The organism is Sphingobium sp. B10D7B, from assembly GCF_025961955.1.
Taxonomy (GTDB): Bacteria; Pseudomonadota; Alphaproteobacteria; order Sphingomonadales; family Sphingomonadaceae; genus Sphingobium.
Map to the genome: position 1 here is coordinate 1,758,831 of NZ_JAOQOQ010000001.1, position 22,238 is coordinate 1,781,068.

The 22,238-nt window shown below is 64.9% G+C and carries 23 protein-coding genes; 11 read left to right on the top strand and 12 right to left on the bottom strand.

The window, feature by feature from the left end; translation table 11 throughout:
• Nucleotides 1-4: 4 nt before the first annotated feature.
• The 5 genes from M2331_RS08355 to M2331_RS08375 all read right to left on the bottom strand — a co-directional run bounded on the left by M2331_RS08355 (nt 5) and on the right by M2331_RS08375 (nt 4,578).
• Nucleotides 5-514 carry a tetratricopeptide repeat protein gene (locus M2331_RS08355; RefSeq protein WP_181559856.1) on the bottom strand — a complete coding sequence of 170 codons (510 nt, stop codon included), beginning with the start codon at nt 512-514 and terminating at the stop codon, nt 5-7.
• Nucleotides 515-564: 50 nt separating this feature from the next.
• Nucleotides 565-1,758, bottom strand: a complete 1,194-nt coding sequence (locus M2331_RS08360; protein WP_181559857.1) for an RsmB/NOP family class I SAM-dependent RNA methyltransferase — start codon at nt 1,756-1,758, stop codon at nt 565-567.
• A 30-nt stretch (nt 1,759-1,788) separates the two neighbouring features.
• On the bottom strand, nt 1,789-3,246 hold the full coding sequence (gene guaB / locus M2331_RS08365) for an IMP dehydrogenase (RefSeq protein ID WP_181559858.1): 1,458 nt from the start codon (nt 3,244-3,246) through the stop codon (nt 1,789-1,791).
• Between the two features lie 120 nt (nt 3,247-3,366).
• Complete coding sequence (locus M2331_RS08370) at nt 3,367-3,708, bottom strand: hypothetical protein (RefSeq protein ID WP_181559859.1); 342 nt, start codon at nt 3,706-3,708, stop codon at nt 3,367-3,369.
• Nucleotides 3,709-3,762: 54 nt separating this feature from the next.
• Nucleotides 3,763-4,578, bottom strand: coding sequence for an HpcH/HpaI aldolase/citrate lyase family protein (locus M2331_RS08375; protein WP_181561426.1), 816 nt, complete (start codon nt 4,576-4,578; stop codon nt 3,763-3,765).
• Nucleotides 4,579-4,703: 125 nt separating this feature from the next.
• Between M2331_RS08375 and M2331_RS08380 the strand changes: the two genes are divergently transcribed.
• Genes M2331_RS08380 through M2331_RS08390 form a run of 3 tightly spaced genes read left to right on the top strand, consistent with a single transcriptional unit; the run spans nt 4,704 to nt 6,501 of the window.
• Complete coding sequence (locus M2331_RS08380) at nt 4,704-5,678, top strand: SPFH domain-containing protein (RefSeq protein ID WP_181559860.1); 975 nt, start codon at nt 4,704-4,706, stop codon at nt 5,676-5,678.
• A gap of 17 nt (nt 5,679-5,695) precedes the next feature.
• Nucleotides 5,696-6,181 carry an NfeD family protein gene (locus tag M2331_RS08385; protein WP_264592337.1) on the top strand — a complete coding sequence of 162 codons (486 nt, stop codon included), beginning with the start codon at nt 5,696-5,698 and terminating at the stop codon, nt 6,179-6,181.
• Nucleotides 6,178-6,501, top strand: a complete 324-nt coding sequence (locus M2331_RS08390; protein ID WP_181559861.1) for a YnfA family protein — start codon at nt 6,178-6,180, stop codon at nt 6,499-6,501. Before M2331_RS08385 ends, M2331_RS08390 begins: the two co-directional genes overlap by 4 nt.
• Nucleotides 6,502-6,504: 3 nt before the next feature.
• On the opposite strand, the gene M2331_RS08395 is transcribed toward M2331_RS08390, so the two are convergent.
• From M2331_RS08395 to M2331_RS08405, 3 genes are all read right to left on the bottom strand, one after another.
• Nucleotides 6,505-7,536, bottom strand: coding sequence for a mechanosensitive ion channel family protein (locus tag M2331_RS08395; RefSeq protein ID WP_181559862.1), 1,032 nt, complete (start codon nt 7,534-7,536; stop codon nt 6,505-6,507).
• Nucleotides 7,537-7,595: 59 nt separating this feature from the next.
• Nucleotides 7,596-8,087 (bottom strand): hypothetical protein, encoded by a 492-nt coding sequence (locus M2331_RS08400; RefSeq protein ID WP_181559863.1) that lies wholly within the window; start codon nt 8,085-8,087, stop codon nt 7,596-7,598.
• Between the two features lie 150 nt (nt 8,088-8,237).
• On the bottom strand, nt 8,238-9,845 hold the full coding sequence (locus M2331_RS08405; protein WP_181559864.1) for a phosphoenolpyruvate carboxykinase: 1,608 nt from the start codon (nt 9,843-9,845) through the stop codon (nt 8,238-8,240).
• Nucleotides 9,846-10,114: 269 nt separating this feature from the next.
• On the opposite strand from M2331_RS08405, the gene M2331_RS08410 reads away from it, so the two are divergent.
• The 8 genes from M2331_RS08410 to M2331_RS08445 all read left to right on the top strand — a co-directional run bounded on the left by M2331_RS08410 (nt 10,115) and on the right by M2331_RS08445 (nt 16,772).
• Nucleotides 10,115-10,822, top strand: a complete 708-nt coding sequence (locus M2331_RS08410) for a response regulator transcription factor (RefSeq protein WP_181559865.1) — start codon at nt 10,115-10,117, stop codon at nt 10,820-10,822.
• Nucleotides 10,791-12,413 (top strand): stimulus-sensing domain-containing protein, encoded by a 1,623-nt coding sequence (locus M2331_RS08415; RefSeq protein ID WP_181559866.1) that lies wholly within the window; start codon nt 10,791-10,793, stop codon nt 12,411-12,413. The genes M2331_RS08410 and M2331_RS08415 overlap by 32 nt, the downstream gene beginning before the upstream one ends.
• Entirely contained in the window at nt 12,410-12,856 is a 447-nt protein-coding gene (locus tag M2331_RS08420) for an HPr kinase/phosphorylase (RefSeq protein ID WP_181559867.1), read from the top strand. The genes M2331_RS08415 and M2331_RS08420 overlap by 4 nt, the downstream gene beginning before the upstream one ends.
• Nucleotides 12,857-12,858: 2 nt before the next feature.
• Nucleotides 12,859-13,869 carry an RNase adapter RapZ gene (rapZ, locus tag M2331_RS08425; protein WP_181559868.1) on the top strand — a complete coding sequence of 337 codons (1,011 nt, stop codon included), beginning with the start codon at nt 12,859-12,861 and terminating at the stop codon, nt 13,867-13,869.
• A complete protein-coding gene (locus tag M2331_RS08430; protein WP_181559869.1) occupies nt 13,866-14,270 on the top strand; it encodes a PTS sugar transporter subunit IIA in 405 nt (134 codons plus the stop codon). Before rapZ ends, M2331_RS08430 begins: the two co-directional genes overlap by 4 nt.
• Complete coding sequence (locus M2331_RS08435) at nt 14,267-14,545, top strand: HPr family phosphocarrier protein (RefSeq protein ID WP_181559870.1); 279 nt, start codon at nt 14,267-14,269, stop codon at nt 14,543-14,545. The genes M2331_RS08430 and M2331_RS08435 overlap by 4 nt, the downstream gene beginning before the upstream one ends.
• A gap of 21 nt (nt 14,546-14,566) precedes the next feature.
• Nucleotides 14,567-15,370: a TrmH family RNA methyltransferase gene (locus tag M2331_RS08440; RefSeq protein ID WP_181559871.1), complete on the top strand. Its 804-nt coding sequence runs from the start codon at nt 14,567-14,569 to the stop codon at nt 15,368-15,370.
• Between the two features lie 142 nt (nt 15,371-15,512).
• Nucleotides 15,513-16,772 carry an MFS transporter gene (locus M2331_RS08445; protein WP_181561428.1) on the top strand — a complete coding sequence of 420 codons (1,260 nt, stop codon included), beginning with the start codon at nt 15,513-15,515 and terminating at the stop codon, nt 16,770-16,772.
• 62 nt (nt 16,773-16,834) lie between these two features.
• Here the strand turns inward: M2331_RS08445 and secA are convergent, their stop codons facing one another.
• From secA to secG, 4 genes are all read right to left on the bottom strand, one after another.
• The gene (gene secA, locus M2331_RS08450) at nt 16,835-19,570 is read right to left on the bottom strand and encodes a preprotein translocase subunit SecA (RefSeq protein WP_181559872.1); all 2,736 of its coding nucleotides are present in this window, start codon (nt 19,568-19,570) and stop codon (nt 16,835-16,837) included.
• Nucleotides 19,571-19,696: 126 nt separating this feature from the next.
• A complete protein-coding gene (locus M2331_RS08455; RefSeq protein WP_264592338.1) occupies nt 19,697-19,960 on the bottom strand; it encodes a hypothetical protein in 264 nt (87 codons plus the stop codon).
• A gap of 122 nt (nt 19,961-20,082) precedes the next feature.
• Nucleotides 20,083-21,717 carry a CTP synthase gene (locus tag M2331_RS08460; RefSeq protein ID WP_181559874.1) on the bottom strand — a complete coding sequence of 545 codons (1,635 nt, stop codon included), beginning with the start codon at nt 21,715-21,717 and terminating at the stop codon, nt 20,083-20,085.
• 79 nt (nt 21,718-21,796) lie between these two features.
• Nucleotides 21,797-22,198, bottom strand: a complete 402-nt coding sequence (gene secG, locus M2331_RS08465) for a preprotein translocase subunit SecG (protein ID WP_181561429.1) — start codon at nt 22,196-22,198, stop codon at nt 21,797-21,799.
• Between the last annotated feature and the right edge of the window lie 40 nt (nt 22,199-22,238).

Genomic DNA, 22,238 nt, shown 5'->3' on the forward strand with positions numbered 1-22,238 from the left:
AAATTTACTGCTGTTCGACCTTCGGCGCGTTGGTGACGGCCTCGGCCGTCGTCACCGGCGGCTTGGTCGTGGCGATCGCGGACGCCAGCTGATCCGCACTGGCACATTGCGTCTTGCAGAGCAGGCGCAGCTTGGCGAGCGTCTCGCGGGCGCTTTCCACCGCGCCCTTGTCCAGCATCGCGAGCCCTTCGCCTTGCAGGGCCGCCTGATTGCCGGGCTCCAGATCCAGCGCGCGACCATAATAGCGGATCGCCTTGCCGGGGAGCTTCTGGGCGCGGGCGATCTTGGCCAGCGACATGAAGATACCGGGCTGATCGGGCGCCAGAAGCAGCGCAGTTTCGTAGGCATCGCGGGCCTTGGTAAGATCGCCGGCATCTGCCGCCGCCTTGCCCTTCGCCATCCACTCGACTGCGCGCGGGCTGGGCGCGGGCGTCGCGCTCTGCTGGGAAAATCCACTGCTCGCCGACAGGGCAAGCGCACTCGCAAGTAAAATGGAGGCGGGGGTGAACCGCATGATTGTCTCCCAGATCGAGCCCTGCGCAACAGACGCCATGGTCGACGACGCTAGCATGGTTTTTCAAGCACCGCGAAGAAAAAGCCGTCGGTTCCGTCATGTGCAGGCGTGAGTAAAATACCCTCGCCCCATGAACGACCCGGCGCCTGTTCCGACCCGGCAGAGTGTACCGGCTGCCATAGGGGATCGGTCCTGACGATTTGCTGAATTTGATCGCGCCCTTCCCGGTCGATCAGCGAGCAGACCGCATAGACCAAGCGCCCGCCCGGCTTCACCAGCGGTAGCGCGAGCCGCAGCAGCCGCGCCTGAAGCGCAACCACGCGGTCCAGCCGCGCCGGCGTTAGCCGCCAGCGCGCCTCGGGGTTGCGTCGCCAGGTGCCCGATCCACTGCAGGGCGCATCGATCAAGATGAGGTCGCACTGCCCGACGAGCGGCTTGAGCGCCGCTTCCTCCCGACCAGAATCGAGCAACAGCGGTTCGATCTGTCCGCCATAGCCGGCGCGCTCGGCACGCGGCGTCAACCGCGCGAGGCGGTCACGCACCGCATCGGCCGCGACCAGCCGCCCGGCAAGGGCGCCGTCTTTGACCATGTCCGCCGCCAGGGCGAGCGTCTTGCCCCCTGCCCCGGCGCACAGATCGAGCACGGTCAGGCCGGGCGTGGCGTGACAGGCCTGCGCGATCAGCTGACTCCCGGCATCCTGCACCTCGGCCATGCCATCATCGGGCACGTCCGTCCCGGCCGGCAGCGCATAGCCATATGTCGTTGCCTCGATCGGCCGGGCGTCAGACCAACGCGCCAAAATATCCGCATCGCTTGCCCTCAGCGGGTTACGCCGAACGTGGAGAGGCGCACGATCGAGCAGTGCTTCCTGCTCGGCCTCATCGACCAGTTCCGCGAAAGCCTCGGCGGTCCAGCCCGGCAGACGCGAGCCATCCGGCCCCCGTTCCGCTTCGCCCAAGGGCGTCGGCGCATGGGCCGAGCCATCAAACAGCGCCGCCAGCGCCGCATCCGCGCGCGCCAGGCCGACCATGGCCGCACGGCCGGACAGCGGCGGATCGCCATAGGCCCGCACAGCGCGATAGACGAGATCGCGCACCGCGCGGCGATCCTTCGACCCGGCATAGCGACGCTCACGAAAATAGCGGGCGATCTGCGTATCGGCGGCGGCACCATCATCGCGCGCACTGGCGATGATGAGATCGAGCAGATCGATGGCGGCCTGCACCCGCGCGGCGGGCGTCATACCGCTGCCCCCAATGCAGGGCTGATATCTTTATCGTGTGGGATAATTCGGCGCTTCACGCGTGATCGTCACGTCATGCACATGGCTCTCGGAGAGACCGGCATTGGTGATCTGCACGAAGCGGGCGCGCTCCTGCAGTTCGCGGATCGTCTTGCTGCCGGTATAGCCCATGGCGGCCTTCACACCGCCGACCAGCTGATGGATGACATCGCGCGCCGGCCCCTTATAGGGCACCTGCCCTTCGATGCCTTCGGGCACCAGCTTCATCTGGTCCTTGATATCTTGCTGGAAATAGCGGTCCGCGCTGCCGCGCGCCATCGCGCCGACGGAGCCCATGCCGCGATAGCTCTTATAGGCCCGGCCCTGATAAAGGAACGTCTCGCCCGGTGCTTCCTGCGTGCCGGCCAGCATCGATCCGATCATCACCGCAGCGCCGCCAGCCGCCAGCGCCTTGGCGACGTCGCCCGAGGTGCGCAGGCCGCCATCGGCGATCACCGGAATACCGCTCTTGAGCGCTTCCTGCGCCGCATCCATGATCGCGGTGAGCTGCGGAACGCCGACACCGGCGACCACGCGCGTGGTGCAGATCGAACCGGGGCCGATGCCAACCTTCACGCCGTCCGCGCCGGCGTCGATCAGCGCGCGCGTGGCCTCGGCGGTCGCGACATTGCCCGCCACGAGCTGGATCTCATTGGAGAGCTTGCGAATGCGCGCGACGCTTTCGGCCACCATCTTCGAGTGGCCATGGGCGGTATCGACCACGATCAGGTCGCATTCGGCGTCGATCAGCGCTTCGGTGCGTTCGATACCCTTGTCGCCGACCGTCGTTGCCGCGGCGACGCGCAGGCGGCCGGAAGCGTCCTTGGTGGCCTGCGGATAGGTGACGGCCTTCTCAATATCCTTGACGGTGATGAGGCCCACGCAGCGGAAGGCATCATCGACCACCAGCAGCTTCTCGATCCGGCGCTGATGCAGCAAGCGCCGGGCCTCGTCCTGCGAAACGCCGGTGCGCACGGTCGCGAGATTCTCATGCGTCATCAGCTCGCGCACCGGCTGAGCCGGGTTTTCGGCAAAGCGCACGTCGCGGTTCGTCAGGATGCCGACCAGCTTGCCGGTCGACTCCACAACGGGAATGCCGCTGATCTTGTGCCGCGCCATCAGCGCCTGCGCCTCGGACAAAGGCTGATCCGGGCCTATAGTGATCGGATTGACGACCATGCCGCTCTCGAACCGCTTGACCGCCCGCACCGCCGCGCACTGCTCCTCGATGGAGAGATTGCGGTGCAAGACGCCGATGCCGCCGAGCTGCGCCATCACGATGGCCATGTCTTCCTCAGTCACGGTGTCCATGGCCGAGGAAAGAATGGGGATATTCAGCGAAATGTTGCGGCTGACCCGCGTGGACACATCGGCCTGACTCGGCAGCACATCGGACTCGCCCGGCTGAAGAAGCACGTCGTCGAAAGTGAGGCCGAGCCGAATGTCCATATATGTCGCCACCTGATCTGGAGAGACCCCTTGGGGGAATCAGTGGCGGCCCATGTAACCATTTCCCCCGTGCAGGGCTAGGGGGTCGTCAAAGAGAAGCGCGGGAAGGCTGGTTTGCGCCTATCCGAGGGCGGGACGGACCACTCCGCGCTCCGCACGACCGCTGGCGATCATCTGCGTTAGCGCGAGCAGAAGGGCTGGCACGGCAAGCGTCCAGACCAGATCGGACAGTGTATCGTCGAGGCGCAGCGACCGGTAATAGGCCGCTTGCAGGCTCTCGTTGATGAGCTCGGCCAGCGCCACCGCAGCAAATGGCAACGCCGGATGGCGGCGCGTGAGCGGCCAGGCAGCGACCATAGCATAGAGCAGCAAGCCGCCGATCAGATGTGCACGCTCATGCGAAAGGGCGAGAAAACGCAGGCTCCCCTCCGTCAGGGCGACATAAGTGGCGGGTATATCCATGTAGCGATTCGTAAAGAAAGCAGGTTAGCGATCCGTTACGACGCGATCCAAAGCCTAGCTGCGCAGACGCTCGGCCCGGTCGATGATCGCCTTGGCTTCCTCGACGTGCATCGCCTCGATCATGCGCCCGTCATAGCGCTGGGCGCCACCGGTGAAGGCCTCGACCAATGCGCGGGCCTGTTCCACCGCCGGGCCGCTGGGGGAGAAGGCATCATTGGCGATATCGATATGGCTGGGGTGAATGATGGTCTTGCCATCGAACCCCATCTGCCGCCCCTCGTCGCACTCGGCGGCCAGACCGGCCGGATCTTCCAGATTGTTGTAGACGCCATCGAACGCGGCCACTCCTGCGGCGCGCGCTGCCAGCACGATGGACTGGAGCGAGTAGGAAATCGCGCTGCGGGGCGCATCAGGCGGCACGGCCAGGCCCCGGCGCAGATCGTTGGTGCCGGCGACCAATGCCGAGACGCCTGGCTCGCGCGCGATGGACAAGGCATTGATGATCCCCGCCGGGCTCTCGATCATCGCAATGACCGGCCGTTGCGTGACGCGATTGACGTCGTGGACCTGCCGCGCCTCGATTACCTTTGGCACGATGACATAGGGCACGCCGGCACTGCGGGCCGCAACCATGTCCAGCCCATGCTCGGGACGCCCCTCGGCATTGATGCGGATGGCGCAGGGACGCCCATCGAACCCGGCCTGCACAGCCTCCACGGCGCGCTGCCGGGCGGCGTCGCGGTCTTCGGCGATCACCGAATCCTCAAGGTCAAGAATGATGAAGTCGCAGTCGAGTTGGCGCGCTTTCTCGATCGCGCGCGGGCGCGAGGCTGGTACGAACAGCAGCGTCCGCACGAGGCGCAACGGCAAATCAATTCTCTCGACCGGACGACGCTTCTGCATGCCTTTTCAATCCTCTTATCCTGCCGATTCCGCTTTCCGGCACTGTTCTGAAGGGCCATAGTAGCGACCGCAAGCGCAGGAGGCTATCGACCATGGATCTGGTCACGTTCGCAATGTTCATCGCCATTCTGGTGATCTTCTATCTGTTTGCCAGCGTGAAGATCGTCCGGCAGGGCCATCGCTACACCATTGAACGGTTCGGACGGTTCACGGAAGTCGCGTCTCCCGGTTTCAACATCTATCCCGCCTTCTTCTACCGGGTCGGCCGCAAGATCAACATGATGGAGCAGGTGATTGATGTTCCGTCTCAGGAAATCATTACCCGCGATAATGCCATGGTGGCCGTGGATGCGGTGGTGTTCTTCCAGGTGCTGGATGCCGCCAAGGCCGCTTATGAGGTGAGCCACCTCAATACGGCACTGCTCCAGCTCTCGACCACCAATCTGCGCACGGTGATGGGGTCGATGGACTTGGACGAGACCCTCTCCAAGCGCGATGAAATCAACGCCCGGCTGCTGAGCGTGGTCGATCACGCCACCAATGCCTGGGGCGTCAAGATCACCCGCGTCGAGATCAAGGACATCCGCCCGCCGCAGGACATCGTGAACGCGATGGCCCGGCAGATGAAGGCCGAGCGTGAGAAGCGCGCCAATATCCTGGATGCCGAAGGGTTCAAGAGCGCCGAGATCCTGCGGGCCGAAGGCGCCAAGCAGGCGCAGATCCTCGAAGCCGAGGGCCGGCGTGAGGCAGCGTTCCGTGACGCCGAGGCCCGCGAGCGCGAGGCGGAGGCCGAGGCGCGAGCGACGCAAGTGGTGAGCGAGGCCATCGCGGGCGGCAATGCCCAGGCGATCAACTATTTCGTGGCGCAGAAATATGTCGAGGCGGTGGAGAAGTTCGCGACCTCCAGCAACGCCAAGACCATCCTCTTCCCGGTGGAAGCTACCCAGCTCATCGGCACGCTCGGCGGGATCGGCCAGCTCGCCAAGGAAGCGCTGGGAGATCATGGAGCAACGCCGCCTGCACGGCCCGTGTCCGGCACCGGCGTGCCTCACACGCGGACGCCGTGACGCCGATGCTCGACGGCATGCATCCTTCCATCCTCTGGGGTGTGTTTGCGGTGATCCTCGCCGGGGCGGAGATCATCGTGCCCGGCGTGTTTCTCATCTGGCTGGGCGTAGCTGCGGCGCTGACGGCCGGGCTCAGTCTGATCCTGCCGATCGATCCGGCCTTCCAGCTGCTCGCCTTTGCCATCTTCACCGCGATTTCGGTGAGCGGCGGACGGCTCTGGTATCTCGCCCGCCCGGTCGCCTCGCAAGACCCGATGCTCAATGACCGGGCCGCCCGCCTTGTTGGCCGCGAATTGCTGGTGGTCGAACCGATCAATCATGGCGTCGGCCGGGTGAAGGTCGATGACGGAAGCTGGACGGCGACTGGGCCGGATGCAGATGCCGGCAGCTATGTGCGGGTGACGGGCACAAAGGGCGCGGCGCTGATTGTCGAACCCCTGCCCGTTCCCCTCGCCCCGCCCGACTTGGCCCGTGACGGCAAGGACATGCCGGAGCCGGAATGACCGCTTTCGCCTTTATCGGCGCGGCGCTGGCAGAGATCGCCGGTTGCTTCGCATTCTGGGCATGGCTGCGGCTCGACAAATCACCGCTCTGGCTGCTCCCCGGCCTCGCCTCGCTGGCGGTTTTTGCCTGGCTTCTCACGCTGGTGGAAGCCGATTATGCGGGGCGGACTTACGCCGCTTATGGGGGTGTTTATATTGCCAGCGCCCTCCTCTGGCTCTGGCTTGCGGAGGGCACCAGGCCGGATCGCTGGGATCTGCTGGGCGGCGTTGTCTGTTTATGCGGCGCCGCGATCATTCTCTTTGGGCCACGCACCGCCTAGCGATCACCCCGCGTTCACGCGTTCGGTTACATCCCGCGCCAGCAGGCCGCGATGGCGGGGCAGCGCCTGAGGCATCTCATCGCGGATGAAGGCGAGCACCTTCTCACGGATTTCGCAGCGCAGGTCGAACGCCTCGCCCGCATTGCGGGCACTGGCGAGACCGCGCACCTCGATAGCGTCCGGGCGCACCTCCGTCACCTGAAGCACCTTCACCCGCCCATCCCAGAGCGGCGAGGCAGCCACGATCGCTTCATAGCGGGCACGCAACTGATCGATATCGGCCGTTGGGTCGAGATGGAAGAAAACTGAGCCAAGCAACTGACTTGTCGAGCGAGTCCAGTTCTGGAAGCTGTCTTCGAGAAAGCGGGAGATGGGCACGACCAACCGCCGCTCGTCCCACACCGCCACGACCACATAGGTCATGTAAATCGCCTCGATCTTGCCCCACTCGCCCTCGATGATGACAACGTCATCGATGCGGATCGGCTCGGTGAAGGCAAGCTGGATGCCCGCGATCACGTTTTTGAGCAAGGGCTGCGCAGCCGCGCCGACCGCCAAGGCCGCAAGGCCAGCCGAGGCCATCAGTGTCACACCCACCGCCCGCACCGAGGGGATGCTGAACAGCATGAGGCAGAGGGTGATGAAGATCACCAGCACCACGGCGATCCTGCCGAGAATACCCGTCCGCGTGCGCTTTCGCCGGGCCCGGAGATTGTCGGCCACGCTGATATCCGTTCGCTGCTCCACCACATCCTGCGTGCCGCGAATAAGGGCAACCGCCAGCCAGCCGATCAATCCCGGCACGATCATCGCCGCCGCCTGGCTCCAGATCAGGTGACCGCGCTCTCCCAACGTTAGCGACGGACGGAGGAACGCCAGCGCGAAGGCGACCAGCAGCCAGCGCGACGGCCATTGCGCCCGGCGGAGCAAGGCGAGGCCGCCCTCCGAATGCGCATGGGTCAGCAAACGGCGCAGCACCCTCACGCTGATCCAGTGCAGAGCCAGAGCCGCCAGAACGGCGAGAACGCCCAGCATCAGCGATTCCAATAATGGCGGTAGTGTCCAATGGTCGGGAAACATGTCCCTTTTACTGCTCAGGCGCGATCCGGTTCCCGCGGCAGGTAGGGAAGCAACGCCGCCAATGCTGGCGTATTCAGGTCTGGCGGCGTGTAGGACAGCCGCGCTTCGACCGAGAAGAGACGCTCGCGCGACCAGAAATTGAGCGGCCAGTCCCGTGCGCTCTGTGCTGAGGTCAGCAGGCCATTGACCTGATCCAGCAGGGCACCGCCTACATGCTCGGCCCGATAAAGCCGCACTCCCCCGAGGAACGCGCGCGTGATCGTTTCATGATAGCCGTGGCGATCATCGTTCGGCACGCCCACGCTGGCATTGTAACGGCGGATGATCGGCGCGATCTCCCGATCCAGATCGATATCCGGTCGCTCGACCATCAGCCAGAAGCAGGCAGCAAGGTGGGCCTCATGCGTCCAGCGCTCGCGCGGCAAGGTGCAATCCAGCAGCCCCTCCCCGATTGCGTGGACGGCGGCGGCATCGCCGAACAAGCGATGATTTTTATCTGTCGTCACGACGGCACCCTAAGCTTGCGCGGCATCATCTGCGATCGGACAGGCCATTCCATATGCTCATGCGCACCCCCCGCAGATATGAGAACGGCGGCCACCCTAGCATGGGCAGCCGCCGCTCTTAAGCCTCCAAAGGCGTCAGCCGGCGCGGGTTCAGGCCGCGACGGGAGCCTTCAGCACGTCGCGGACGGACGCGTCCACGTCGGCCTCGAACTGCGCGAAGTTGGCGACAAACTTGCCGACCAGCTCGGCGGCCGTCTCGTCATAGCGCGCCTTGTCGCTCCACGCGGCGCGCGGGTCGAGCATATTGGGGTCAATATCACCCACAGCCACCGGCACCTCGAACCCGAAATTGGGATCGATGCGGAATTCAGCGTTGTTCAGGCTGCCATCGAGCGCCGCGTTGAGCAACGCGCGCGTCACCTTGATCGGCATACGGCTGATGCCCGGATCGGTCGCCTTGCCGCCGGTCCAGCCGGTGTTGACCAGCCAGCACTTCACGCCGCCCTTGGCGATCCGCTCCTTGAGCAGATTGCCGTAGACGCTGGGGCGACGCGGCATGAACGGCGCGCCGAAGCAGGTCGAGAAGGTCGCCTGCGGTTCGGTCACGCCGATTTCCGTACCCGCGACGCGCGCGGTATAGCCCGAGAGGAAGTGATACATCGCCTGATCGGGCGTGAGACGCGCGATCGGCGGCAGCACACCATAGGCATCGGCGGTGAGGAAGATGATGTTCTTCGGCACCGGGCCGAGATTGTCGGCCGAGGCATTGGGGATGAAGTCGATCGGGTAGGAGCCGCGACTGTTCTCCGCCAGCGTCGCATCGTCCAGATCGATCTCGCGCGTGTCGGGATCGATCACGACATTTTCCAGCACCGTGCCGAAGCGCTTGGTGGTGGCAAAGATTTCCGGCTCGGCCTCGGCCGACAGGCGGATCATCTTGGCATAGCAGCCACCCTCGAAGTTGAAGACGGCAGTATCCGACCAGCCATGCTCGTCATCACCGATCAGCGTGCGGCTGGCGTCGGCGCTGAGCGTCGTCTTGCCGGTGCCGGACAGGCCGAAGAAGACCGCCGTGTCACCATTCGGGCCGATATTGGCCGAGCAGTGCATCGGCATGATGCCCTTGGCCGGCAGCAGATAATTGAGGATGGAGAATACCGACTTCTTCATCTCGCCGGCATAGGCCGTGCCGCCGATCAAGATCAGCTTCTCGGTGAAGTTGACCGCGATGATCGTCTCGCTGCGGCAGCCATATTTGGCGGGGTCCGCGCGGAAGGTCGGCAGATCGATGATCGTATATTCGGGCTTGAAGCCGGCCAGCTCATCGCGCTCGGGGCGCACAAGCAGCGTGCGGATGAACAGGTTGTGCCAGGCAAACTCGTTGATCACGCGCACGTTGACGCGGTGCTCGGGCTGCGAACCACCGAAAAGGTCGGCGACGTAAAGCTGCTTCTTCTCGCCCAGTGCCGCGAAGAAATCTGCCTTGAGCGTAGCGAACTGCGCCGGCGTCATCGGCACGTTCACGTCGCCCCAGGCGACCGTGTCCTCGGTCGTACCATCGCGCACAATGAACTTGTCTTTCGCGCTGCGGCCGGTGTGCTTGCCGGTCTCGACAACCAGCGGCCCATCCTTGGCCAGCACGCCCTCGCCGTTGCGAACCGCTTCTTCCACCAACGGCGCGGTCAGAAGATTCCATTTGACGTCAGCCGACGTCGATATGCCTTGGTCGCCAAGACCAAAGGAAGAGATAACCTGCACACCTGTCTCCTAAGCAAAAACGCAGGGCGGGCTCCTACGGCCGTCCTCCGCGAGAAAACTTCAAATTCAGCCCCGTCCCCGGCGCATAAGGGTTTGATGGCCCAGCGTCAAACGCCACCCGTTGTGCAGTGCCGCGCATCTGTCGCTTTCGTCCGGTGGCGGGACAAAACAGCGGATTCCCTATCGTCCGCCCGGCCCAGGTTGCGCCCGGTCCCGCGTTCGTCTAGGCCGAATGACCAGCAATAGTCAGAGGATCGGCGCAAAGCTCGATGAGCGCTACCATCGCCCTGGTCGACGACGATCGGAACATCCTGTCTTCGCTCAGCATCGCCCTGATCGCGGAAGGGTTCATGACGCGACTCTATCCCGATGGGCAGGCTGCGCTCAAGGCGCTGATCGAGAACCCGCCGGATATCGTGGTGTGCGACATCAAGATGCCCAATCTGGACGGCATCGAGCTGCTCCGCCGGCTGCGGGAGAAGAGCGATCTGCCCTTCATCTTCCTGACTTCCAAGACCGACGAGCTGGACGAAGCGCTCGGCTTTGCGATGGGCGCGGACGATTATATCGCCAAGCCCTTCTCGCAGCGGCTGCTGATTGCGCGAGTCCGGGCGCTGCTGCGCCGCACCGCGCTCAGCCAGCCGCGCGATGATAATAGCGGCGAAGGCGAGACCGAAACCATCGCACGCGGCCGGCTGAGCATGGACCCCGCCCGCCACCGGGTGCAATGGGATGGCCGGGACGTCGCGCTGACCGTCACCGAGTTCCTGATTCTCGAGGCGCTGGCCCAGCGGCCCGGCATCGTGAAGACCCGCAATCAACTGATGGATGCCGCCTATCAGGACGACATCTATGTCGACGACCGCACCATCGACAGCCACATCAAGCGCTTGCGCCGGAAATTCCGCGAAGTTGCTCCCGAGTTCAACGCAATCGATACGCTCTATGGCGCCGGATATCGCTTCAACGAGGAATGAGGAACGCCTGGCGAGCGGCGAATGGACCACGCGCATCTCGCTCACCCGGCGGATCCTCGCGGTCAACATTTTCGCGCTCGCCATTCTGGCTGGCGGCTTCTTCTATCTCGACAGCTATCGGGCGCGGCTGATCGATGGCCGGCTGGTGTCGATCAGCAGGGAAACCGCCCTGATCGCCGCTGCGATGGAGACAGCCCCGGCCAGCGATCGCGCCCGGTTGCTGCTGCGCACAGCGCAGACCACGGGTTTGCGGCTGCGCATCTATGATGCGGACGGGACCAAATTGGCCGATAGCTTTCGCCTCGTCCCACCCAGCTACACGCTGCGTGATCCAATGCGCGATCCGCTCCACATCAAGCTGGCGCGCGTGCTGGACCGCGTTGTCGAGACCATCGCCCTCGCCGACCGTCCTGCCTATGTGAAGGAGCCGGCGCAGGATCGCCGCGATGCCTGGCCGGAAGCCCGCGAGGCCGCCCGCACCCGCGCGCCAGCTTCGGCCTATCGGTTCGCGCCGGACCGCACGCCTTTCCTCAGCGTCGCCCGCCCGCTCGACGAAGCCGGGCGCGGCGACGTACTGCTCGCCACCGCAAACACGCGGGACATCACGGATATCGTCCGCGCCGAGCGCCTGCGCATTGCCCTCGTCTTTGCAGCGGCGATTCTCGTCTCCGTGCTGCTCTCGCTCTTTCTCGCGCGAACCATCGTGCTGCCGCTCCGTCGCCTCGCCCGCGCTGCGGTGCGCGTGCGCCTGGGGCGCGCGCGGGAAGTCATCGTGCCGCGTCTGCCGGATCGGCGCGACGAAATCGGGATGCTGGCCCGCGCCGTCTCCGACATGAGCCAGGCATTGCGCCAGCGCATCGATGCGACCGATGCCTTCGCGGCAGATGTGAGCCATGAGCTCAAGAACCCCATCGCGTCGCTGCGTTCGGCGCTCGAGGGGCTGGCCCAGATCAAGGACCCGGCCCTGCAGGCCAAGTTGCTCGCCATCGCACAGGACGATGTGCGCCGGCTCGACCGGCTGGTCAGCGACATTGCCGAGGCAACCCGCATCGACGCACAGCTCTCGCGCACGCCGTTCGAGACCATCGATCTCGGGCGGATGATCGGACGGATGGTGCGCAACCATGCACCGCGGGAGGATGGTCCCGCCGTTCGGCTGAGCTATGCAGGGCCGGGCCGTGGCGCCGTGTTCGTCTCCGGTGACCCGCAGAAGCTGGTCCGCGTGGTGGATAATCTCATCGACAATGCCCGCTCCTTCTCGCCCGATGGCGGGCGGATTCGCCTGACGCTGTCAGCCGAAGACGGCAAGGCTATCGTGGCGGTGGAAGACGAGGGCCCCGGCGTGCCGGAGAGCGAGCGGGAAGCGATCTTCCGCCGGTTCCACAGCGTGCGCCCGGAGCGGGATGGCTTTGGCAATCACAGCGGCCTGGGTCTTGCCATCGCCCGCACAATTCTGGAGGGCCACCACGGCTCCATCCATGTCGAGGCGCGCCTCGATGGCAAGGCCGGCGCTCGATTTGTCGTGACCCTGCCCCTGGCCGAGCAGGATGTGCCCCCGCCAAACAGCGCGAAGGCGCGCAGCGGCACATGAGCAACGATCCCGCCCAATGCCAAACCATCCACGCTACCAGCGTCGCCATCGGAGGCAGGGGCGTGCTGCTGATCGGCGGAAGCGGGTCCGGCAAGTCAGACCTTGCCCTGCGCCTCATCGATCGCGGCGCGATGCTGATCAGCGACGATTACACCCGCGCCTCAAAGCGGGACGGCAAGCTGATCCTTGACGCGCCGGAAACCATTGCGGGCAAGCTGGAAATTCGCCACCTTGGCATTGTCGAAACGCCCCATGTCGGTGGCGTGATTGCGTGTCTTGCGATCAGACTGGATGAAGCGCCCGTGCGCATGCCTGACATCGGGTCCACATTTTCCCTTCTGGGTGTCGAACTGCCGCTGGTCGTGCTGGCCGGTCTGGAGCCTTCCGCCCCGATCAAGGCCGAATGGGCATTGCTTCGTCTCGACGGGCAGGCGAAGGGGTAGGCATGGACCAGCCCCCTGCCCTGTCACCTGCCCCCCATGCTCCCGGCGCCAAGCGCATCCTGGTGGTCACCGGCCTTTCGGGCGCCGGCAAATCGACCAGCCTGCGCACGCTGGAAGATGCCGGCTGGGAGACGGTCGACAATCTGCCGCTGGTGCTGCTCGACCGGCTGCTCGCTGCGCCGCTGCCGGCCGGCCATGAGCAACAGGCGGGCCGCCCGGTCGCGATCGGCATCGACAGCCGCACGCGCGGTTTTGCGGCGGATACGATCCTCTCGGCCATCGCCGCCCTGCGCCAAGGGGATGGGCGCGAGCGCACCGGCTATGAGGTCGAGATGCTGTTCCTCGATTGCTCGGGCACGGTGCTGGAGCAGCGTTATGCCGAGACGCGGCGGCGCCACCCTCTCGCCCTCGATCGCCCGGCGGCGGACGGCATTGCCCGGGAGCGCGAGCTGCTGGAACCGCTGCGCCGCGCGGCGGAGCATGTCGTCGATAGCTCCGACCTCACCAGCAACGGCCTGCAGCAGGCGATCCGCCAGCGCTTCGCTGGCAGTTTCGAATCGACCCTGACGCTGCTCTCCTTCGGCTTTGCGCGCGGCGTTCCGCGCAATGCTGACCTGATGTTCGACATGCGGTTCCTGCGCAATCCCTATTGGGACGAGACGCTGCGCCCGCTCACCGGCCTCGATCCCGATGTCCGCGATTATGTGATGGCCGACACGCTGTTCGAGGCGGCCGTCGGCCAAATCGAGAAGCTGCTGGTCACCATTCTCCCGCGCTATAGCGAGGAGGGGAAAGCCTATGTCACCATCGCCTTTGGCTGCACCGGCGGTCGCCACCGCTCGGTGTGCGTGACGGAAGAGATCGCAGAACGCTTGCGCCGGGCGGGCTTTTCGCCCACCATTGCGCACCGCAATCTGGATTCAGTCCAGTTGGACGCCTATGAGAACCGGCGCCAGGGCAAAAAAGAAATCGTACCAACGGAAATCGAAGGGCGGGGCGCACACTCACCATGATTGGACTCGTGCTCGTAACCCATGGCGGGCTCGCGACGGAATTTCGCGTCGCCATGGAACATGTCGTAGGGCCGCAACAGGCCATAGAAACCGTCTGCATCGGCCCCGATGACGATATGGAGGTGCGGCGCGCCGACATCGCCGCCGCCGTGCAGCGCGTCGATGATGGCTCAGGCGTGATCCTGCTGACCGACCTGTTCGGCGGCACCCCCTCCAACCTCGCCATTTCCCTGCTCGACGCCGGGCGCGTGGAAGTGATTGCCGGCGTCAATCTCCCCATGCTGATCCGTCTCGAAAGCGCCCGCCGCAATATGAGCGTCACGCAGGCGGTCGCCGCCGCGCGGGAGGCGGGCCGCAAATATATCAGCGTCGCCTCGGAACTGCTCGGAGACGCCACTTGAGCGGCGAGACAGCCAGCGCGACCGTGCGCATCGCCAACCGGCGTGGCCTGCACGCGCGGGCCAGCGCCAAGTTCGTCACGCTGGCGAGCAGCCTGCCGGCGACCATCATGGTACGCAAGGATGGCCAGGAAGTGGTCGGCACCTCGATCATGGGCCTGATGATGCTGGGCGCCGCCATGGGCGATGATATCACCGTCTCTGTGAGCGGTGACGATGCCCCAGCGGCGCTGGCTGCCGTCATCGAGCTGGTCGAAAATCGCTTCGGCGAAGACTGATCCTGTGCGGCCCTGCTGACCATGCCCCGCGAGATCACCGGCTTTTCCAACCCGCTCGTCAAGCGCGTGCGCGGCTTGCGGGAAAAGAAGCTGCGCAAGCGCGAAGGCCTGTTTCTGGCCGAGGGCCTGCGCATCCTCACTGAGGCCCGCGAGCGCGGCATCCTGCCCGAGATGCTGTTCATGGCGAGCGATGCCCGCTCGCATCCGCTGGCCGACAAGCTGATCGCGGCGGTCGAGGCGCAAGGCGGCGATGTCATCCTCACCAGCGCGGATATTCTCGGCAAGATCTCCGGCAAGGACAATGCGCAAACGCTCGTCGGCGTCTATCCCGACCGGCTGACACCCCTCCCCGCGCTCGATCGCAGCGCGGCGCCAATCTGGTTCGTCGCGCAGGCCATGCGCGATCCCGGAAATCTGGGCACGCTACTGCGCATCGGCGACGCGGTCGGTGCCGGCGGCGTGATTCTTGTGGATGACTGTGTCGATCCGTTCTCCGTCGAGACGGTGCGGGCCTCGATGGGCGCGCTCTTCACCCAATCCATCGCGCAGGCAAGTTGGGCTGATTTCCTCACTTGGCTCCGCGCGGGGCCAGGCCAGCTTGTCGGCACCAGCCTCAACACCGAGCATGATTATCAGGCGCCGCGCTACGAGGCCCCGACCTTTCTGGTGATCGGCAATGAGGCGCGAGGCCTGCCCGCCGATTATGAGGCCGCCTGCGACCTGCTGGTCAAAATCCCGATGATGGGCCGTGCGGACAGCCTCAATGCGTCCGTCGCCGGGGCCGTGATGGCTTATGAAGTGCTGAACCAGCAACGCCGGGGCTGATCCCTCTCCTGTCACCCCCCATTCGCGCCATCTAGCGCTGCGGCCCGGAATTGAGCTAGGGCATCGCCGTCATGTGTGAGGGGGGCCGACTTTGAACGACGCAGCAACCGCCGGAACGCCGGCGCCCAGCGGCCTGTCCGCCATGGTGAAGCACCGCCGCGTGCTTGTCGCGAGTCTGGCCGGCACCACGGTCGAGTTCTATGATTTCTATATCTATGCGACGGCGGCGAGCCTCGTCTTCGGGCCGCTCTTCTTCCCCGCCACGTCGCCGACAGCACAGCTCATGGCAGCTTATGCCAGCTTCGCTCTCGCCTTTCTGGCGCGCCCGCTCGGTGCCGCCGTGTTCGGCCATTATGGCGACCGGATCGGCCGCAAATCGACGCTCGTCGCCTCGCTCATGCTCATGGGCGGCTCGACCTTCCTCATCGCCTTCCTGCCAACTTATGCGATGATCGGCTGGGTCGCGCCGCTGTTGCTCTGCATCCTGCGCTTTGGCCAGGGCTTCGGCCTGGGCGGCGAATGGGGTGGTGCTGCGCTGCTGGCGGTGGAGAATGCCCCGCCGGGCTGGCGCGCGCGCTTCGGCATGATGCCTCAGCTTGGGGCACCGCTGGGCTTTGTCGCCGCCAACGGCCTGTTCCTGCTGCTCGGCCTGTGGCTGAGCGATGCGCAATTCATGGCGTGGGGCTGGCGCCTTCCCTTCCTTGCCAGCGCGCTGCTGGTCATCATCGGCCTGTGGGTGCGCTTGAAGATGGGCGAGACGCCGGAATTCAAGGCGGCGCTTGAGGCCGAGCCACCGGCAGCCATTCCGTTAGCGGAACTGCTCACGCGCCATGTGCGCGCGACCATGGCCGGAACGCTCGCCGTCGTCTGCTGCTTCGCGCTGTTCTACATCTCCACGGCCTTCGCGCTGGGCTACGCCACGGTGAACATCGGCATGGCGCGCAGCGAGGTGCTGACCATACAGCTTGCGGCGATCCTGATGCTCGCGCTGGGGATCATCGTGGCCGGCTGGTGGTCGGACATGCGCTCGGCGAGCCGTGTGCTGATCGCCGGCTGCGCCGCGACGGTGCCGCTCGGCATCGTCTTCGGCGCCGGGTTCGACGCCGCCAATCCGCTCGCGCTGTTCCTCATCCTCGCCATGTCGCTGCTGCTGATGGGATTCACCTATGGCCCGCTCGGCGAATGGCTGACCGCCCTCTTCCCGCCGCGCGTGCGCTATTCCGGCTCTTCCTTCGCCTTCAACGTGGGCGGGATCATCGGCGGGGCTATGGCACCCATTGCCGCGCAATATCTGGTGAGCACGCATGGCGTGGGCGCCGTTGGCCTCTACCTCTCTGGCGCGGCGGTGATCAGCCTCATCGGGCTGGTGTGGCTGGCGCCCAAGGACTCGCAGCCCGACTGACGGCCGCCGGGCGGACGTGACCGGGCTTTCGCCCGGCCATCAGATCCTTGTCAGGATCGTTGTCAGGCGAGCGCGCCGTGACAATGCTTGTACTTCTCGCCGGAACCACAGGGGCACGGCGCGTTGCGGCTGATTTCCTCACCCGCATAGGGATTGCCCTCACCCACCGCCGCAGCCGTCGCGGCGCGCGGAATGGTCGTGGTGATGAACCCGCGCGTGCCTGCATCGATGTCCGCGCTGTTATCCTCGCCCGTGAACGGGTCGATATGGCTGGTGAGGAAGTCCGGCAGCTCAGGCAGCGGCGGCGGTGCCGGGTCCTGCATCTGGAACTGCACATGACTCACCGTGCGGCTGACATCCTCGCGGATGTTCTCGAGCATCCGCTCGAAGAGCGCGAACGCCTCCTGCTTATACTCGTTGATCGGCGTCTTCTGCGCATAAGCGCGCAGGTGGACGACCTGACGGAGGGCATCCAGCGTCGCCAGATGCTCTTTCCAGTGATGGTCGAGATTTTGCAGCAGGATGCTCTTCTCGATCTGCGCCCAGGTCTCGGGCTTGAGATCATTGACCTTCTCCGCCAGCGCGGCATCGGACAGCGCGGTGAGGCGCTCGACGAACAGCTCCGGATCGACCACGTCCTCGGTCAGCCAGCCATCGATGTCCGGCGTCAGGCTCATCACCGCCTCGAGGCGCTCCTTGAGCTGCGGAATGTTCCACTGCTCGGGGTAGGTGCCCGGAGGACAGGCGGCGCCGACGATGTCGTTGATCGTCTCGTGCCGCATCTCGGTGACGACGTCGCCGACCGTCTCGGCATCCATGATCTCGCTGCGCTGTTCATAAATGACCTTGCGCTGGTCGTTCATCACGTCGTCATACTCGACGACCTGCTTGCGGATTTCGTAGTTGCGCTGCTCGACCTTCTTCTGCGCGGTCTCGATCGCCTTGCTCATCCACTTGGACGGCGGAAGCGCCTCACCATCCTCCAGGCTGGAGCGCATCATGCGCGCGAACAGCGTGTCCGGGCCGAAGATGCGCAGTAGATCATCATCGAGGCTGAGGTAGAAACGGGACAGACCCGGATCGCCCTGACGGCCCGAGCGGCCGCGCAGCTGGTTGTCGATACGGCGGCTCTCATGCCGCTCCGTGCCGAGCACGAACAGGCCGCCGGCGGCGAGCACCTGCTGGCGTTCGGCCTCGATTTCCGCTTCGATCCGCGCAATTGCGGCATCGCGCTCCGGGCCTTCCGGCATGTCCTTGAGCTCGTCCTCAACCCGGAATTCCAGGTTGCCGCCCAGCTTGATGTCGGTGCCGCGCCCGGCCATGTTCGTTGCGATGGTCACCGCGCCGAGCCGCCCGGCCTGAGCCACGATGCCGGCTTCCTGCTCGTGGAAGCGCGCGTTCAATACCGAATGCTTGACGCCCTCCTCCTTGAGGAAGCTGGAGAGCAGTTCGGACTTCTCGATGGAGACGGTGCCGACCAGCACCGGCTGCCCCTTGGCGGCATGTTCGCCAATCGTCCGGGCGATGCCTTTGAACTTGTCCTCAAGGCTCTTGTAGAACAAGTCCTGATCGTCCTGACGCTGCACTGGCAGGTTGGTCGGGATGGTCACCACGTTCATCTTGTAGATGTCGTAGAATTCCGCCGCCTCGGTCGCCGCCGTGCCGGTCATGCCCGAGAGCTTGGGATACATGCGGAAATAATTCTGGAAGGTGATCGAAGCGAGCGTCTGGTTCTCCGGCTCGATGTTCACGCCTTCCTTGGCTTCCACGGCCTGATGCAGACCGTCAGACCAGCGGCGCCCGTCCATCATGCGGCCGGTGAACTCATCGATGATGACGACCTTGCCGTCCTTCACGATATAATCGATGTCGCGCCGGAACATGAAGTTGGCGCGCAGGGCCTGGTTCACATGGTGGACGACCTGCGTGTTCTCGAAATCATAGAGATTGGCGCCCTGAAGCAGGCCGGCATCCTCCAGCATCCGCTCCACCTTCTCGGTGCCGTCCTCGGTCAGCACGATCGAGCGCTGCTTCTCGTCCTTTTCGTAATCCTCGTCCGCAAGGTTCTTCACCAGCGCGTTGACGGACATGTACATCTCGGACTTGTCGTCCGTCGGACCGGAAATGATCAGCGGCGTGCGCGCTTCGTCAATCAGGATCGAGTCCACCTCGTCGACGATCGCGTAATTGAACGGGCGTTGGACCATCTGGTCACGCTCATACTTCATGTTGTCGCGCAGATAATCGAAGCCGAGCTCGTTGTTCGTGGCGTAGGTGATGTCCGCGTCATAAGCCGCGCGACGCTCCGGCTCGGAGAGGTTGGGCACGATCACGCCCGTGGTCAGCCCAAGGAAGTTATAGAGCTGGCTCATCCACTCGCAGTCGCGCCGGGCGAGATAGTCGTTGACGGTGACGACGTGGACGCCCTTGCCGGGCAGCGCGTTGAGATAGGTCGCGAGCGTAGCGACCAGCGTCTTGCCTTCACCGGTGCGCATCTCGGCGATCTCGCCGCGGTGGAGCACGATGCCGCCGACCATCTGAACGTCATAATGGCGCTGGCCCAGCGCGCGCTTCGCGCCCTCACGCACCGTCGCGAACGCCTCGGGTAGGATCTGGTCGAGCGTCGCGCCGTCAGCGAGCTGGCTGCGGAACTTGGCCGTCTGCGCCTTCAGCTCATCATCGCTCATGGCGACCATCGTCGGCTCGAATGCGGCAATCTGATTGACCGTCTTGCTGAGAGACTTGACGTAACGCTCATTTGAAGAGCCGAAGAAGAATTTGGCAACGCCGCCGAGCATATCGGAAATTCCTGTCTGAAAACGGAAAGGTCGGGCGCCGGTTCACACACCGGCAAGCGAACGCGCCGGGAGCCAGCGCGCGAACAGCAGAATGGCAGACCGGCAACATGGCGGCCTGCGGCGGGCTTAGATCAGCCAGCTCTGCTTCAGAGAAAGATGGGTGCGGCCATTACGGGCCGGCAGCGCGAGTGCCGTAGCCTGATCTGCCCGTACAAGGACGGCCTCGGCCCGCGTGTCAGCACGAGACAAGACTCGCGCGACCGCAATCGCCTGCTCACTGGAGGGGGCCAGCTGCGATTCTGCACTCAGTTCCACCTGCGCAGGCGCCACGCGGCTCTCGCCGACCATCAGGCCGGAGAGCGACGCAAGAAGCGCAGACAGGAGGATCATCAATTGCAAGTCGCAGGCATCCCGGCCGGTAAGACGCACCCCACATAGGATGCGGCAAGCGGTTCGTCTACGCCCTTCACCATGAACGATCCGGAAACGGGCCGTCCATGGCTCGTGCAGGATCAGACGAGCCGGCTCTGCTTGAGCGCCGCCGCAATGAAGCTGGCAAACAGCGGGTGCGGATCGAACGGCTTGGACTTGAGCTCCGGATGGAACTGCACGCCGATGAACCATGGGTGATCCGGCCGCTCGACGATCTCCGGCAGCGTGCCGTCCGGCGACATGCCCGAGAAGATGAGGCCGCCCTGCTCAAGCGGTTTGCGATAGGCTGCGTTCACCTCGTAGCGATGCCGATGGCGCTCGCTGATATCGTCGGCACCGTAGATGCTGGAAACGACGCTGTTGCCGCTGAGCTTGGCCGGATAGGCACCCAGGCGCATGGTGCCGCCAAGGTCGGTATCGACATTGCGGGTCTGCAGCCCCTCGGCGCTCATCCACTCGGTGATGAGGCCCACAACCGGCTCGCTGGTCTCGCCGAACTCGGTGGTCGAGGCGCGCTCGATCCCGGCGGTGTTCCGCGCACCCTCGATGCAGGCCATCTGCATGCCGAGGCAGATGCCGAAGAAGGGCACGCCCCGCTCGCGCGCGAACCGCACGGAGGCAATCTTTCCTTCCGAACCGCGCACGCCAAAGCCGCCCGGCACAAGAATGCCGTGCATCGGCTCAAGCTGGGCCGCGATGTCGCTGTCTTCGGCCTCGAACAGCTCGGCATCGAGCCACTGGACCTTAACCTTCACGCGATTGGCCAGCCCGCCATGCACGAGCGCCTCGTGCAGCGACTTGTAGGCATCCGGCAAGCCGACATATTTGCCGACGACACCGATGGTCACTTCCCCTTCGGGGTGAACCTGCCGGTCCATGATGTCGAACCAGCGGGTCAGGTCCGGCTCGCGCGAGCCTTCGATGCCGAAGGCGCTCAGCACGGCGCGGTCCAGCCCTTCGCGGTGATACTGCACCGGCACGGCATAGATGCTGCTGGCGTCGAGCGCGGGAATCACGGCTTCCGTGCGCACATTGCAGAACAAGGCGATTTTCGCCCGCTCGCTGTCCGGCAGCGGATGCTCAGTGCGGCAGAGCAGAATGTCGGGCTGAATGCCGAGCGAAGTCAACTCGCGCACGCTATGCTGGGTCGGCTTGGTCTTCAACTCGCCGGCCGCCGCAATATAGGGCACCAGCGTCACATGCACGAGCACGGTCTGGCCGTGGCCCAGCTCATTGCGGAGCTGGCGGATGGCCTCCATGAACGGCAGGCTCTCGATGTCGCCCACCGTGCCTCCGATCTCGCACAGCACGAAATCGACATCGTCCGTCTCGGCCAGAGCGAAGCGCTTGATCTCGTCCGTCACGTGCGGGATCACCTGCACGGTGGCGCCCAGATAATCGCCGCGCCGCTCGCGCTGGATGATCGTCTGGTAGATGCGCCCTTGCGTCACATTGTCGGCCTGCCGGCTCGCAACGCCCGTGAAGCGCTCATAATGGCCAAGATCGAGATCGGTCTCCGCCCCGTCGTCCGTCACATAGACTTCGCCATGTTGATAAGGCGACATCGTGCCGGGATCGACATTGAGGTAAGGATCGAACTTACGGGTGCGGACCTTGTAGCCACGCGCCTGGAGGAGCGCCGCAAGCGACGCAGCCATAAGGCCTTTTCCAAGCGAGGAGACCACGCCGCCGGTGATGAATATGAACCGCGCCATGGGAGAGGAGGCTTACGCTGAACTCGAACGGAAGGGCAAGCGAACGAATCCGCTACCGGTGAAAAAAACTGGTGGATCGTTACTGCGCGAGCGGGGCGCCAGCAGCGCCATTGGCAGGCGCCGAGGCCGGACCGGCCGGTGCTGCCGCGCTGTTGGCCGCGCCGGAAATGCCATCACCATCGGCAATCGGCGCCGACATGTCGCTGGTGCCGGACTGGCCGACCAGCGAGGTATCGATCGTCGCTGCCCGGTGCTGCGTGGCGGCAATCACAGCCAGCACAATGCTCATGCCCACGAACAAAGTCGCGAGAATCTTGGTCGCCCGGCTGAGGAAATCCGCCGCGCCGCGCGCCGACATCAGACCGGACGGGCTGCCACCGCCACCCATGCCGAGCCCGCCACCCTCGGACCGCTGCATCAGAATGACAGTGACGAGCGCGAAGGCGATGATCGCCTGGACGACAAGGAGAAAGGTGAACAGCATGAGCGGTTAGGACATCCCGACGGGTGTTGAAGCAGCG